This window comes from Pedobacter sp. W3I1, from assembly GCF_030816015.1.
Taxonomy (GTDB): Bacteria; Bacteroidota; Bacteroidia; order Sphingobacteriales; family Sphingobacteriaceae; genus Pedobacter.
The window spans coordinates 628,660-642,112 of record NZ_JAUSXN010000001.1; the positions used below are offsets into that span (position 1 = coordinate 628,660).

Consider the following 13,453-nt stretch of genomic DNA (forward strand, 5'->3'; position numbering starts at 1 on the left):
ACGGAGAGCAGGATGGCCTTTCCCTAATTATCACTGGATTTGCTTTCCAAAAAAATGAACACATTCATAATTTGCTCAATAGGCTTTTTTGGAAAAATTTAATTCCCTGTAACCGCCTTGGTTCGTGTCTTCACGAACCAAACTGCTTTATAAGTAAATACCTTCCTTTTGTTAGATTGATAGTTTTGCGTTGAATATTTTATTGTTCTTGGAGCGCAATTGCAGTACTAATGGGTTACAGCATTCCTGCTTTTTCGCTCCAAGTCCTCACTCGTTCCTCGCTCCGGGCTTTACGCTTCAATCAGGGCTAGTTTATAAAGTGATTTGCTGCTATCGAAAATAAAAAGTCATCCAAATTTTTCTTTCCACGCTTACAACCGCAAATAGCAACGCTGTCCGCGCCACCTAAACCTGATCTGAGTGGTTCTGATCCTTCATCAGAAAGAACGGAGAGCAGGATGGCCTTTCCCTAATTATCACTGGATTTGCTTTCCAAAATAATGAACACATTCATAATTTGCTGAATTGAGCTTTGAATAAACAATTACCTGTTGAAATCATCGATTTATATCAAAACAAAAAAGCTTTCCTGTTTCCAGAAAAGCTTTTGAAATTATACTAAAAATATTTCCTACCAGTATACACTGTAAAGGGCTACCAATAAGCCGATAATAATCAATGAACCAACAGCAAAGCCTGTTGTGGTTTTGAACATTTTCGAATCGATTTCCAGACCTTTTGGATTAACACCATTTTTGTTTTCGAACAAACTGATAATTACCATACCGATAATACAGAATACGAATACAATCCCCATTCTATCTAAGAAAGGGATTTCGTAAATGCCTACTCCGTTTTTAACCGAGAAGCCCATTGTTGATAACCAGGAAAGATCGGTCCATGTAGGAAGAACCTTTAACAATAAAGATAATCCGAAACCACCAATTGTTGCAAAAAGTGCTGCATTTGAGGTTGCTCTTTTCCAGAAGAAACCAAGAATGAACATCGCAAATATACCCGGAGATACAAAACCGGTATACTCTTGAATATATTGGAAACCACCTTTTTTGTCGATACCTAAGTATGGTGCAATAATAACGCCCAATACCATGGCTACAACTACGGCAATTTTGCCTGTAAAAACGAGGTTCTTTTCAGAAGCATCGGTTTTTAATACTTTTTTATAAATATCTAATGTAAAAATGGTTGCAATACTGTTTGCTTTACCAGCTAATGAGGCTACAACCGCTGCTGTTAATGCGGCAAACGATAAACCTTTTAAGCCTGCAGGTAATAAGTTTAACAGTACCGGGTAGGCACGGTCTGGATTAACAGATCCATCCTGCAACATCTCCGATTGGAAAGCCCCATCTTTATACAATACATAAGCCGCAATACCTGGTAATACCACAATAATCGGCATTAATAATTTTAAAAATGCAGCAAATAAAATACCACCACGGGCGGTTTTTAAATCTGCACCCAAGGCGCGTTGCGTGATGTATTGATTACAGCCCCAATAGTTCAGGTTTACAATCCACATACCACCCACTAGTACGCTTAATCCCGGCAAATCGATATAATTTTCGTTTTCAGGTTTTAAGATCATGTGGAAATGTTCTGATGCTTTTGAAGTCATCAGGCTATATCCTTCAAAAATACCTGAGGTGCCGTAATGAGTAGAAACCAGGTTTAATGCCAGGTATGTTGTGGCCAAACCACCCAGAATTAAGAAAAATACCTGGATAACATCGGTATAACCAATTACTTTCATTCCACCCAGTGTAATTACAATGGCAAAAGCAGCAATGGCATACATACAGAAGGTTAAATCGAATCCAGAGATACTGCTAACCGCTAAAGCACCTAAATAAAGGATTGAAGTTAAGTTTACCACTACGTATAGCAATAACCAGAATACAGCCATAATCATGGCTACGGTTCCGTTGTAGCGTTGGTGCAAGAACTGAGGCATTGTAGCAATTTTGTTTTTCAGGTAAACCGGAATAAAGAAAACAGCAACAATAACCAGGGTAAGGGCAGCCATCCATTCGTAGGTCGCAATGGCCAGTCCCATCTTAAAGCCCGATCCGCTCATGCCGATAAACTGCTCTGCAGAAATATTCGATGCAATTAAAGATGCACCGATTGCCCACCATGTAAGTGAACCTTCAGCCAGGAAATAATCTTTTGAGCCTGTGGATGCGGATTTTTTCTTATTGTAGATGTACAGACCGTAAGCAGCCACAATAACGAAGTAGATTGCAAATACAATGTAATCTTTCGTGTCCAATAAATTGTTTTTCATTAATATAATAGCGGTTATTTGGTTTAGAAATCTAAATGTAGTAAAATCATAAATTAATCTATGCTTTTTTTTAAATTAAAAAATGTTAAGATGACGTTTATTAATTTAGCCTTCCCTTAAAATTGAGGTTGTTGAGCTAAGACTAACTAAAATTATCGTCATTTCAACTGCAGCGCAGCAGAGAAATCTTTGAAATGGTAAAAAATTAGTGCCGTATCATCCGTAGTCTCATCCATGGTCTGTGTCTCCACAGACCATTCTAATTAAATCAAATGCTAGTGGTCTGTGAGGACACAGACCACGGAGATTACATTTTATAAAAATAGATTAAATATACCTGTTGATTAAGTTTTCCAGGTATTCTTGCTTTCCGCTACGTACCTCTGGTTCGCCGTTTTCTGCAGCGTAATTCCTTAAATCTTCTAAACTTAGTTTGCCTTGTTCAAATTCGGCACCCTTTCCACTATCAAATGAAGCATAACGATCGGCCCTTACTTTTTTGTAATCAGATTTTTGAAGAATGGCATCTGCAGTGATTAATGCCCTTGCGAAGATATCCATGCCACCTACGTGTGCATAAAATAAATCTTTTGGATCAGTAGAGTTTCGACGAATCTTCGCATCGAAGTTTACACCCCCACCTTGCAAACCACCACCTTCTAAAATGATTAACATGGTTTCTGTTAGTTCGTTAATATCGTTCGGGAACTGATCGGTATCCCAGCCATTTTGATAATCGCCACGGTTAGCGTCGATAGATCCTAGTAAGCCATTATCTACGGCAACCTGTAATTCATGCTGGAAAGTATGACCGGCCAAAGTAGCGTGGTTAACTTCTAAGTTTAATTTGAAATCGGCCAATAGATCGTATTGTTGTAAAAAGCCTTTTACTGTTGCGGCATCGTAATCATATTGGTGTTTAGAGGGTTCGCATGGTTTCGGTTCAATGAAGAATGTTCCCTTGAAACCCTGTTTGCGTGCATAATCTTTAGCGGCATGTAAGAATTTTGCCAAATGTTCCTGCTCACGTTTCATGTTGGTATTCAATAAGCTCATATAGCCTTCTCTTCCTCCCCAGAAAACATAATTTTCGCCACCAAGGGCAATGGTAGCATCCAAAGCAGCTTTAACCTGTGCAGCTCCGTGTGCCAGCACATGAAAATCAGGATTGGTAGATGCACCATTCATGTAGCGCTTATGGCTAAATAAATTTGCTGTTCCCCACAACAGTTTTACGCCGCTATCTGCTTGTTTTTGCTTGGCATATTCCACAAGGGCTTGTAATCTGCGTTCGTTTTCGGCAATATCGTTGCCATAATCTACCACATCCACATCATGGAAACAATAATAAGGGATCTGCATTTTGGTAATAAACTCAAAAGCAGCGTCCATTTTATCTTTTGCCCTTTCTACTGCATCTTTTTTTTCATCCCAAGGGAAAATGTGCGTTGCGCCTCCAAACGGATCGGCACCATTGCCATTGAATGAATGCCAGTAAGCACAAGCAAACTTAAAATGCTCGTTCATGGTTTTGCCCGCTACTATTTTGTTGGCATCATACCATCTAAATGCTAATGGATTATCGCTTTCCAGACCTTCAAACTTGATCTGCTCAATACCTTTGAAAAATTCTGTTGCTCCTGTTACTACTTTTGTCATGTTTTTTGTTTTTGATTCATGGTTTGTTGGTTCATAGTTGATAGCCATCTGGCTATGAACCATTAACCAATTGCTAATTTTTTTTCTAATATTTCTTTCCAATCCTGATAGATTGCTTCATATACAGCTGAATGTTGTGGTATTAAAGTCTTAATTACTTCGTGGTTGCTAAAAGCTTCTTCTGCGCTTTTAAAAATTCCAGCACCTATACCCGCACCTAAGGCTGCGCCTACGCTACCGTCGTTTTCGTAAAGTTCTACAGGTATGCCCGTAACATCTACAAAAGTTTGTGCAAATACATCACTTAAAAAGAGGTTGGCCCTCCCAGCCCGGATTACTTTAGGTTTCATGCCATTTTCCCGCATAATATCCAGTCCATAGCGGAAAGAAAAGGCAATACCCTCTTGTACTGCCCTGAAAATATCTGATTGATTGTGAAGGTTTAAATCGATGCCTAACAACTGGGCTCCGGTATATTTGTTGTTTAACATCCGTTCGGCACCATTTCCAAATGGAAGCACTTTTAAGCCATTGCTGCCTATTGGTGCTTTTGATGCCAGGTTATTCAGTTCAGCATAGGTAGACTGTGGTGCGAAATTATGTTTTGCCCAACGGTACATGCTACCGGTGCCATTGATACAAAGTAAAACCCCGGTGTGTTTTTTCTCTTCCGAATAGGTTACGTGCGCAAAGGTATTTACTCTCGATTGTTTATCGTAAGTAAGCCCATCGCTTACGCCATAAATCACCCCCGATGTTCCGGCTGTAGCGGCAACTTCCCCGGGTTTTAATACATTTAGCGAAAGTGCGTTGTTGGGCTGATCGCCAGATTTATAGGCAACCGGAATACCAGTTGGTAGGCCCAAAGAATGGGCAATATCGGCTTTTAAATAACCGTGTTCCGAAAATAAAGGTTTCACGGTTGGAATAAGATTATTGTTAATGCCGTAATAATCCATTACATCTTTAGAGATTTCGTGATTTTCAAAATCCCAAAAAATGCCTTCAGATAATGCAGAAATACTTGTTGTAATTTCTCCGGTTAATTTCATTGCGATAAAATCGCCCGGTAGCATTATTTTATCAATTTGGCTATAGATGTCTGGCTCGTTTGCTTTTACCCAGGCCAGTTTTGATGCTGTAAAGTTTCCGGGGGAGTTTAATAAATGTTTTAACGATTTTTCACTTCCTATCGCATCAAAAGCACTATTGCCTAGTTCTACCGCTCTGCTATCGCACCAAATAATACTATCGCGCAGTGCCTCCTGGTTTTTATCTACAACAACCAACCCATGCATTTGGTAGGCAATACCAATGGCTTTAATTTCTTTCGGATCAAATAAGCCTATCAAATTTAATTTGAGGATTGCCTGCTGAACATTTTGCCACCAATCATCAGGTGATTGTTCTGCCCAGCCCGACTGTAGAGATTTGATAGCTGTTTCCTCCTCTGGATACTGAGCGGTTGCTACATTTTTCTGTGTAGTTGCATCAACAACTGCAACTTTTATAGATGAGGTACCTAAATCAATCCCTAATAAATACATGGTTTTAAATAATTTTAATATTTGGTTATGCAAACGGTTGCATAAAGATAGTGGTTAAAATATAAAATGCAAATTTTTTGTAAAATCAATTCCATTTAATGCAATCGATTGAATTGGATATTCATGATAATTTAAACTACCGTTGAATTATTTAATAATTTATATTTTTGCCGTCTATAATAAGATTAAGCTATGGAAGAGATTACCTGGAATGATTTCGAAAAGGTAGAATTAAGGGTAGGAACCATTTTAGAGGCTTTCGATTTTCCTGAAGCCCGAAGACCAGCCTATAAAGTAAAGGTAGACTTTGGCGAATTCGGCATTAAAATGAGTAGCGCGCAAATTACCAAACATTATACTTTGGAAGAATTACCTGGAAAACAGATTGTTGGGGTGATTAACTTCCCTAAAAAACAGATCGGAAAATTTATGTCCGAATTTTTAGTTACCGGTTTTGCCGATGAAAATGGCGATATCGTATTAACTGCAGTGGAAAGTAAAGTGCCGAATGGGAGTAAACTAGTTTAATGCGTGTAGACTTACGAAGTTTTGCTGGCCCCCTTGCCTTTGAGAATTTCGGAAGTCTGCGGGTCATTTGTTCACCATTAGCACAAACTTTTGTTCAATAGCCCTGATTGAAATGTAAAGCCCGCAGCGTAGCGAGGACTTGCAATGAAAAGCAGGACTCAAGTAGCCGACTGGCAATAACATTGCGCTCCGAAACCTAACTAGACTTCCGAAGTTTTGCTCGCCCCTGCCCTTGGAAACTTCGGTAGTCTTACCCTATATTTGCTCCATGAGTTTTTACAATTTCGAAAATACCGATCCTGAAGAAGAAGATATCCATTATATGAAATTGGCTTTGGAAGAAGCAAAAAAAGCTTTGGCTGATGATGAGATTCCAATCGGCGCTATAGTGGTAAGCAAGAACAGGATTATTGGGCGTGGCTATAATTTAACCGAGCGCTTTAACGATGTTACTGCTCATGCAGAAATGCAGGCTTTTACCTCTGCTGCGCAAACCATTGGCGGGAAATATTTAAGAGATTGTACCTTATATGTAACCATCGAACCTTGTGTAATGTGTGCCGGTGCAAGTTATTGGACACAGATTGGCCGGATTGTTTATGGTGCCAGAGAAGAAAAAAGAGGCTTTATCTCCAAAAATGCGAATCTGCTCCATCCTAAAACGATATTAAAAGGTGGGGTAATGGCAGAGGAGTGCGCTGTGCTGATGAAAGATTTTTTTGCAAAGAAACGGTAGAAAAGATGAGTTAATGGCTCATGGTTTTATAGTTCATAGGCAAGCGGGCTATTTTACTATCGGCCATCAACTATTGACTAAATAGCAAATTTTTTCATTAAAACTGTTTGGCTATAGCCCTGAACCTTACAACTTTCGATCTTTCCAACTTTACAACAACAGCGCAGAAAACGATTTGATGATAATAACATGAACAAATCTTAACGTTCTAATGTTATATTTGCTACAAGAAACATTTTTAAATCTTTAAACATAAACATTATGGCTTTTGAATTACCTGCGTTACACTACGCAACCGATGCATTAGAACCGCATATTGATAAAACTACCATGGAAATCCACCATGATAAACACCATCAAGCTTACGTTACCAACCTAAACAAAGCTTTAGAAGGTAAGCCAGAAGCGACTTCGAGCATCGAGGAAATTGTAAAAAACATTTCAAAATTCCCTGCTGCTGTTAGAAACAATGGTGGTGGCCATTATAATCACTCTTTATTCTGGAACATTTTAGGTCCAAATAAAGGTGGTGAGCCAACTGGCGATTTAGCTAAAGCAATTAACGAAACTTTTGGTTCGTTTGCTGATCTTAAAACTAAATTACAAGAAGCTGGTGCTACCCGTTTTGGTTCTGGCTGGGCCTGGTTATCTGTCGGTGCTGATAAAAAACTTCAGGTTTCTTCTACGCCAAACCAGGATAACCCTTTAATGGATGTTGCTGAAGTAAAAGGAACACCAATTTTAGGTATCGATGTTTGGGAGCACGCTTATTACTTAAAATACCAAAACAAACGCCCTGATTATTTAGCGGCAATTTGGAATGTAATTAACTGGGATGCAGTTGCTGAGCTTTACAAAAAAGCTTTATAAGCTAAGCATTCAATAAAATTTAAGAGAAGTCCCGATGCAAATCGGGACTTTCTTGTTTTAAGATAATTAAGTAACTTCGCAGATATAAAATATTCAAAATGAAAAGGCTTGTAATTTTATTTTTAGTTATTGTTGGTGTAAATGGATTGGTGCGTGCACAACAGAATAAAGTACCTACGCCAGGGGAAATTGCACAGAAGAATGTGGAGGATCTGGATAAACGGTTAAAACTAAATGGAACGCAAAAAAGCGTAATCTATAGTTTTACTTTTAACCAGGCGAAAGAGCAGGCAGATTTAATTAAAAGACAACAGGCAGGCAACTCACGTGAAGAGGATGTAGATAAATTTTATAAACTCCAGAACGAAACTTCAAAAAATATCCGCAATGTTTTAAGACCAGAGCAACAAACCGAATATGATAAAATTATTGAGGAACGTTTAAGTGGTAAAGGCTTAAAAGCTAAAAACAAGAAAAAGAAAAAAGGGGAAGAGGAAGAAGTGGAGAGCGATATTAAAGGACTGTTATCCGCACCTCCGGCACAAAAACAAAATCAGTAGTATTTATTGAGCATTTAGCGGTTTGTAATCGATTAAATCAATAACAAATGCCAGAGATCATACTGGGTACTATTGTACTCGGACTACTATTGTCGCCACAGTTACTTGCAGGTTTTTTGGCAAAGCGAACAGGCCGGAATTTTTGGTTCTGGTTTTTTATTTCCTTTTTAATCCCCATTATTTCATTAATTATTTTGATCTTTTTAGAAGATAAAAATCCAGCTACATCAGGCTATAAGTTAGCTGAACATGTAGATAAAGATCGGGAGTTAATTCACGAAGTTTAAAAAGCATCTTTTATTGATTAGGCACTTACTAGAGTGCCGTCACCCTGAATTTATTTCAGGGTCTTTATAGCACGAAAGATGCTGAAATAAATTCAGCATGACGATCGCAAGATAAAAATTGATGAAATATTTCCTTCAGCTACCCCCTCTTAAACTTCGCAAAGAGTCTAAATCCCAACAATATCTTTTTTCTTTTTCTGCTTCATCGCTTTGGGGATAATTTCTAAAATTTCATCTTTTAAAGCATTAAGCATCCGTTTCTTAATGAAGTTTTTATGGGTTACCAAACTGATTTCGCGCACAGGCTCAGGCGATTTAAAGTGGCGGATTTTACTGGTCTGCTTTGCATTTAATTCAGCAATGGCCAGCTCAGGAAGCAATGTTGCACCACCATTTAAATCAACCATACGCACCAGGGTTTCTACACTACCTGTATTGTATTCCAGTCCTTGTAGCCTGTTGTTTTTTGTAGAGCGGCAAATGTTCAGTACCTGGTTGCGCATACAATGACCTTCGTTTAAAAGCCAGATATTTTCGTCATTCAGATCTTCAGCAGCAACGGCCTTCTTTTTATAAAGCTTGCTGTTTTTACTGATGTAACTCACAAAGTTCTCGTAATATAATGGCATTTCGGTAATGTTCGGGTCGGTAAGTGGCGTGGCTAAAATACCGCAATCGAGCACACCTGTTTTTAGGTGGTGAATAATATCTTCGGTAGTATATTCCCAGATTAAAAGTTTTAATTCAGGATATTTCTCGAGCATGGCCGAAATTACTTCGGGTAGTAAATAAGGCGCAACAGTTGGGATTACACCTATTCTTAACTCGCCTAAAACATCTTGCTGCTGGCTGCTGATCAGTTCTTTTATTTTTCCGCTTTCCTGTAAAATAATTCTTGCCTGAGCAATAATCTGGGCACCAATTTCAGTTGGGCTTACAGGCTGTTTGCTCCTGTCGAAAATTTTAACGCTAATCAGTTCCTCCAGTTTTTGCACCTGCATGCTGAGGGTAGGCTGCGTTACAAAACATTTATCTGCAGCAGTAACAAAACTTCTGTAAGTATCTACGGCAACGATATATTCTAGCTGAACTAAAGTCATATAGTTAAAATTGATTAATATTTTCAAATATATAAATTTTAGCTATAATAAAAAATGATCTGAAAGGCTAAGGAATGAAAGATTGATTTAGATGATAAATTCTTTATTTAATGAGACATTTAAACAAAAGGTTGAATAGAATATTTAAGTATCATTCATTTAATTAGCGATAATCTAACCATCACCTGCTTACCAGATTAATTAGCTATTTTAGCTTTATGAACAGAATCGTCTTACGCTTATTTCTTCTTGTATTTTTTCTTCCACTGGCCTTTACAACAAATGCCCAGAGTCAATTTCCCGAATGGGCACTAGGGCCGTTTATACGACCCGAAAATGTTAATCCCATTATTTCTCCAAAAACCGAAAGTCTTTTCTTCGACCCGATGAGTAACCAAAAGATTGCCTGGGAAGCCGGCGATGTTTTTAATCCTGCTGCTGTGGTAAGCAAAAATAAAGTATACGTACTTTATCGCGGAGAAGACCGATCAGGCGTTGGTATTGGCAAGCGTACCTCAAGAATAGGCATTGCCGAAAGTATTGATGGCATTAAAATGAAACGGAATCCAGAGCCTGTGCTCTATCCTAATGAAGACAGTCAGAAAGCATACGAATGGCCGGGTGGTTGCGAAGACCCACGCATTGCAGTTACCGCAGAGGGTTTATACGTGATGATGTATACCCAATGGAACCGAAATATATTTCGTTTGGCTGTAGCCACTTCCAAAGATTTGAAACACTGGACCAAATACGGTGCTGCGTTTAGTAAGGCCTATAGGGGTAAATTTCAGGATCTCAAATGCAAATCTGGTTCTATTGTAACCAGGGTAGAAAATGGTAAACAGGTAATTGCCAAAATAAACGGCAAGTATATGATGTACTGGGGCGAACGTTTCATGAATATTGCAACCTCGGTCGATCTTATCAACTGGGAGCCCACTTTAAATACAAAAGGTGATTTAGACTTAATTTTGGAACCCCGAAAAAATTATTTCGATAGCGACCTGACCGAATGTGGTCCGCCGGCAATTGTTACCGATAAAGGTATTTTAGTTTTATACAATGGTAAAAACAGGGGTGATGCCGAAAGGGATACCAATTATGTGGCCAATACCTATTCGGCCGGGCAAGTATTATTCGATCTGAAAAATCCTTCAAAAGTGATAGCGCGACTTGATCAACCTTTTTTCGTGCCTACTGCACCTTTCGAAAAAAGCGGACAATACCCGTCAGGCACGGTTTTTATAGAAGGGCTGGTTTATTTCAAAAAGAAATGGTTTTTATACTATGGCTGTGCCGATAGCAGGGTGGCAGTAGCGATTTATGATCCCGCTGCTAAAAAATAAGCTATAAATAAAATTGCGCAGGATGTTATACTGTGCACTGTGGTAAATTTTATTTTAGTACCGGCTTTCAAAATCCTGATATGCCAGGGCAATACCTTCTTTAAGTTCGATTTTATGTTTCCAGCCCAGGTTATGGAGTTTGCTTACGTCCATCAACTTACGCGGTGTTCCGTCAGGTTTGCTGGCATCGAATACCAATTCGCCTTCAAAGCCCAATACGTCTTTGATTAATAAAGCTAAATCTTTAATGGTTAAATCGTGTCCGGTACCCACGTTAATCAAATGTGGTTCGTTATAGTTTTGCATCAGGAAATAACAGGCATCTGCCAGATCATCTGCAAACAAAAATTCGCGCATGGGCGAACCTGATCCCCAAACCACAATCTCTTTTTCGTTATTCGCTTTTGCTTCGTGTACCTTACGGATCAAAGCTGGTAAAACATGCGAATTTTGAGGGTGATAATTATCATTAAAGCCATATAAATTTGTTGGCATTACCGAGATGAAATTACAGCCATACTGATCACGATAAGCATCGCACATTTTGATTCCTGCAATTTTTGCAATGGCATAAGGTTCGTTGGTATGCTCTAAAATTCCGGTTAAAAGGTAATCCTCTTTTAAAGGCTGTGGGGCCATTTTAGGATAAATGCAGCTCGACCCCAAAAACATTAGTTTCTTAACGCCTATTACATAAGCATTGTGGATCACGTTATTTTGTATGGCTAAATTCTCGTAGAGAAAGTCGGCCCTGTATGTATTATTAGCTACAATGCCACCCACTTTCGCTGCGGCGAGAAATACGTAATCTGGTTTTTCTGCTGCAAAGAAATCTGTAACGGCCTGTTGGTTGCGTAAATCTAACTCGCCCGAAGTTTTGGTTATGATATTCTCGTAACCCTCTTTTTGCAGTTTGCGGTAAATGGCCGAGCCCACCATGCCCCGATGGCCTGCAACATATATTTTAGCGTTTTTTTCCACGGTATTTTTTATAGGTTACAAAAATACGATTCCTAAATAAGAATGGCATTAATCTTTCTGGCAAAAGAAACTTCGATTATTGATTTAATTGTACTTTTGCAGAAAAAAAACTTTTGGGTAAAGATAAACTTAGGCGTTTTGCAGAAATCGAAACATTTGCAAACGTATATCAATTGGAACAAGGAAAAGCTTTAAAAGGAAACTGGGCTTCGGAACACTTTAAAAATACGAATCCCATTGTACTCGAACTGGCCTGTGGAAAAGGCGAATATTCGGTAAACTTAGCCAGGTTATTCCCTGAAAAAAACTTTATAGGTGTTGATTATAAAGGTAACCGCATTTGGAGAGGAGCCAAAACAGCTATTGAAGATGGAATTAACAACGTTGCTTTTTTAAGAATCCAGATTGAAAATTTACTGGAATATTTCAACGAAGGAGAAATTGATGAGATCTGGATCACTTTCCCCGATCCGCAACCGCAGGACAGTCGTGAGAAAAAACGCTTGACTTTTCCGGCATTCCTGAACCGTTATAAACTCGTTTTAAAACCAGGCGGTAACGTTAATTTGAAAACGGATAACGACCAACTGTATGCTTATACCTGCGAAAAGGTGACCGAATTAGGCTTGCCTGTACATAAAAATACCGATCATCTATATACTTCTGATCTAGTTGATGAGGTATTGTCGATCAAAACCTATTACGAGAAAAAATACTTGTTGCACGATAAAAATATTAATTATATTCAATTTTCTTTTGAATAATGGATACCAACTTTTACGAACAGGTTTATGAGATTGCCCGGTTAATTCCGATAGGAAGGGTTACCTCTTATGGCGCTATCGCGAAAAGTTTAGGTGCAGCAAAATCCTCAAGAATGGTGGGGCATGCTATGCTTTATGCCGAAACAGCCCATCCCAAAGTGCCTGCACATAGGGTGGTAAACAGTAGTGGCCTGCTTACCGGAAAGTTTCATTTTAAACCACCCGAACTGATGGAGGAGCTGTTAAGGAAAGAAGGCGTTGAAGTGAAAGACGATAAGGTGGTAAACTTTAAAAAAGTATTCTGGAATCCTTTGGAAGAAATAAATCTAGATTAATCTTTCGATTTTTAAGCGCAATGCTTAACAATCATTCATTCAAAAATCATTCACTCAATAATTAAACATGGGAAAGCTTGTAGAAGAATTTAATGGCTATCGTGAAAAAATGAACGATAGGATAATGGAAACAGCAAATACAAATATTAAACGTTTTTTTGCGCTCGATACAACCTCCTATGCTGATGGAGCCTTAGATGTTAAAACGAAAGAAATGTTAGGCCTGGTAGCCTCGATGGTTTTGCGTTGTGATGATTGCATTAAATACCATTTAGGTAAATGTTTCGATGCCGGTGTAAACAATGATGAGATGAACGAAATTTTCATGATCGCCAATCTTGTAGGCGGTAGTATTGTAATCCCGCATTATAGGAGAGCTGTGGAGTATTGGGATGAGTTGAATGCTTAGTCCTGAGTCCTAAGTCTGTAGTC

15 protein-coding genes are annotated in these 13,453 nt (G+C 38.7%); 10 read left to right on the forward strand and 5 right to left on the reverse strand.

The window, feature by feature from the left end; all coding sequences use genetic code 11:
- Positions 1–631: 631 nt before the first annotated feature.
- From QF042_RS02690 to QF042_RS02700, 3 genes are all read right to left on the reverse strand, one after another.
- Complete coding sequence (locus QF042_RS02690) at positions 632–2,308, reverse strand: sodium/sugar symporter (RefSeq protein ID WP_307525100.1); 1,677 nt, start codon at positions 2,306–2,308, stop codon at positions 632–634.
- Positions 2,309–2,635: 327 nt separating this feature from the next.
- Positions 2,636–3,967 (reverse strand): xylose isomerase, encoded by a 1,332-nt coding sequence (xylA, locus tag QF042_RS02695; protein WP_307525102.1) that lies wholly within the window; start codon positions 3,965–3,967, stop codon positions 2,636–2,638.
- 62 nt (positions 3,968–4,029) lie between these two features.
- Complete coding sequence (locus QF042_RS02700; protein WP_307525104.1) at positions 4,030–5,514, reverse strand: xylulokinase; 1,485 nt, start codon at positions 5,512–5,514, stop codon at positions 4,030–4,032.
- A 192-nt stretch (positions 5,515–5,706) separates the two neighbouring features.
- Here QF042_RS02700 and QF042_RS02705 point away from each other — a divergent pair, with 192 nt between their 5' ends.
- From QF042_RS02705 to QF042_RS02725, 5 genes are all read left to right on the forward strand, one after another.
- On the forward strand, positions 5,707–6,042 hold the full coding sequence (locus tag QF042_RS02705) for a tRNA-binding protein (protein WP_307525106.1): 336 nt from the start codon (positions 5,707–5,709) through the stop codon (positions 6,040–6,042).
- Between the two features lie 268 nt (positions 6,043–6,310).
- Complete coding sequence (locus tag QF042_RS02710) at positions 6,311–6,778, forward strand: nucleoside deaminase (protein ID WP_307525108.1); 468 nt, start codon at positions 6,311–6,313, stop codon at positions 6,776–6,778.
- A gap of 261 nt (positions 6,779–7,039) precedes the next feature.
- Entirely contained in the window at positions 7,040–7,648 is a 609-nt protein-coding gene (locus QF042_RS02715) for a superoxide dismutase (protein ID WP_057930745.1), read from the forward strand.
- Positions 7,649–7,746: 98 nt separating this feature from the next.
- Positions 7,747–8,208, forward strand: a complete 462-nt coding sequence (locus QF042_RS02720) for a hypothetical protein (RefSeq protein ID WP_307525113.1) — start codon at positions 7,747–7,749, stop codon at positions 8,206–8,208.
- A gap of 47 nt (positions 8,209–8,255) precedes the next feature.
- The gene (locus QF042_RS02725) at positions 8,256–8,495 is read left to right on the forward strand and encodes a hypothetical protein (protein WP_307525115.1); all 240 of its coding nucleotides are present in this window, start codon (positions 8,256–8,258) and stop codon (positions 8,493–8,495) included.
- A gap of 167 nt (positions 8,496–8,662) precedes the next feature.
- On the opposite strand, the gene QF042_RS02730 is transcribed toward QF042_RS02725, so the two are convergent.
- Positions 8,663–9,595: a hydrogen peroxide-inducible genes activator gene (locus tag QF042_RS02730; RefSeq protein WP_307533238.1), complete on the reverse strand. Its 933-nt coding sequence runs from the start codon at positions 9,593–9,595 to the stop codon at positions 8,663–8,665.
- A 218-nt stretch (positions 9,596–9,813) separates the two neighbouring features.
- On the opposite strand from QF042_RS02730, the gene QF042_RS02735 reads away from it, so the two are divergent.
- Entirely contained in the window at positions 9,814–10,941 is a 1,128-nt protein-coding gene (locus QF042_RS02735; RefSeq protein WP_307525117.1) for a glycoside hydrolase family 130 protein, read from the forward strand.
- Between the two features lie 54 nt (positions 10,942–10,995).
- On the opposite strand, the gene QF042_RS02740 is transcribed toward QF042_RS02735, so the two are convergent.
- Positions 10,996–11,922, reverse strand: coding sequence for a GDP-L-fucose synthase (locus QF042_RS02740; RefSeq protein WP_307525119.1), 927 nt, complete (start codon positions 11,920–11,922; stop codon positions 10,996–10,998).
- 42 nt (positions 11,923–11,964) lie between these two features.
- Between QF042_RS02740 and QF042_RS02745 the strand changes: the two genes are divergently transcribed.
- The 4 genes from QF042_RS02745 (at position 11,965) to QF042_RS02760 (ending at position 13,430) form a co-directional block, all read left to right on the forward strand.
- Positions 11,965–12,117 (forward strand): hypothetical protein, encoded by a 153-nt coding sequence (locus tag QF042_RS02745; protein ID WP_307525121.1) that lies wholly within the window; start codon positions 11,965–11,967, stop codon positions 12,115–12,117.
- Positions 12,096–12,686 carry a tRNA (guanosine(46)-N7)-methyltransferase TrmB gene (gene trmB / locus QF042_RS02750; protein WP_307525123.1) on the forward strand — a complete coding sequence of 197 codons (591 nt, stop codon included), beginning with the start codon at positions 12,096–12,098 and terminating at the stop codon, positions 12,684–12,686. The genes QF042_RS02745 and trmB overlap by 22 nt, the downstream gene beginning before the upstream one ends.
- The gene (locus QF042_RS02755) at positions 12,686–13,021 is read left to right on the forward strand and encodes an MGMT family protein (protein WP_307525125.1); all 336 of its coding nucleotides are present in this window, start codon (positions 12,686–12,688) and stop codon (positions 13,019–13,021) included. Before trmB ends, QF042_RS02755 begins: the two co-directional genes overlap by 1 nt.
- 67 nt (positions 13,022–13,088) lie before the next feature.
- A complete protein-coding gene (locus tag QF042_RS02760; RefSeq protein ID WP_307525127.1) occupies positions 13,089–13,430 on the forward strand; it encodes a carboxymuconolactone decarboxylase family protein in 342 nt (113 codons plus the stop codon).
- Positions 13,431–13,453 lie beyond the last annotated feature (23 nt).

Coding starts and splice junctions, on each gene's coding strand:
- QF042_RS02690 (WP_307525100.1), bottom strand. CDS start 2,308: ATGAAAAACAATTTATTGGACACGAAAGATTACATTGTATTTGCAATC.
- xylA (WP_307525102.1), bottom strand. CDS start 3,967: ATGACAAAAGTAGTAACAGGAGCAACAGAATTTTTCAAAGGTATTGAG.
- QF042_RS02700 (WP_307525104.1), bottom strand. CDS start 5,514: ATGTATTTATTAGGGATTGATTTAGGTACCTCATCTATAAAAGTTGCA.
- QF042_RS02705 (WP_307525106.1), top strand. CDS start 5,707: ATGGAAGAGATTACCTGGAATGATTTCGAAAAGGTAGAATTAAGGGTA.
- QF042_RS02710 (WP_307525108.1), top strand. CDS start 6,311: ATGAGTTTTTACAATTTCGAAAATACCGATCCTGAAGAAGAAGATATC.
- QF042_RS02715 (WP_057930745.1), top strand. CDS start 7,040: ATGGCTTTTGAATTACCTGCGTTACACTACGCAACCGATGCATTAGAA.
- QF042_RS02720 (WP_307525113.1), top strand. CDS start 7,747: ATGAAAAGGCTTGTAATTTTATTTTTAGTTATTGTTGGTGTAAATGGA.
- QF042_RS02725 (WP_307525115.1), top strand. CDS start 8,256: ATGCCAGAGATCATACTGGGTACTATTGTACTCGGACTACTATTGTCG.
- QF042_RS02730 (WP_307533238.1), bottom strand. CDS start 9,595: ATGACTTTAGTTCAGCTAGAATATATCGTTGCCGTAGATACTTACAGA.
- QF042_RS02735 (WP_307525117.1), top strand. CDS start 9,814: ATGAACAGAATCGTCTTACGCTTATTTCTTCTTGTATTTTTTCTTCCA.
- QF042_RS02745 (WP_307525121.1), top strand. CDS start 11,965: ATGGCATTAATCTTTCTGGCAAAAGAAACTTCGATTATTGATTTAATT.
- QF042_RS02755 (WP_307525125.1), top strand. CDS start 12,686: ATGGATACCAACTTTTACGAACAGGTTTATGAGATTGCCCGGTTAATT.
- QF042_RS02760 (WP_307525127.1), top strand. CDS start 13,089: ATGGGAAAGCTTGTAGAAGAATTTAATGGCTATCGTGAAAAAATGAAC.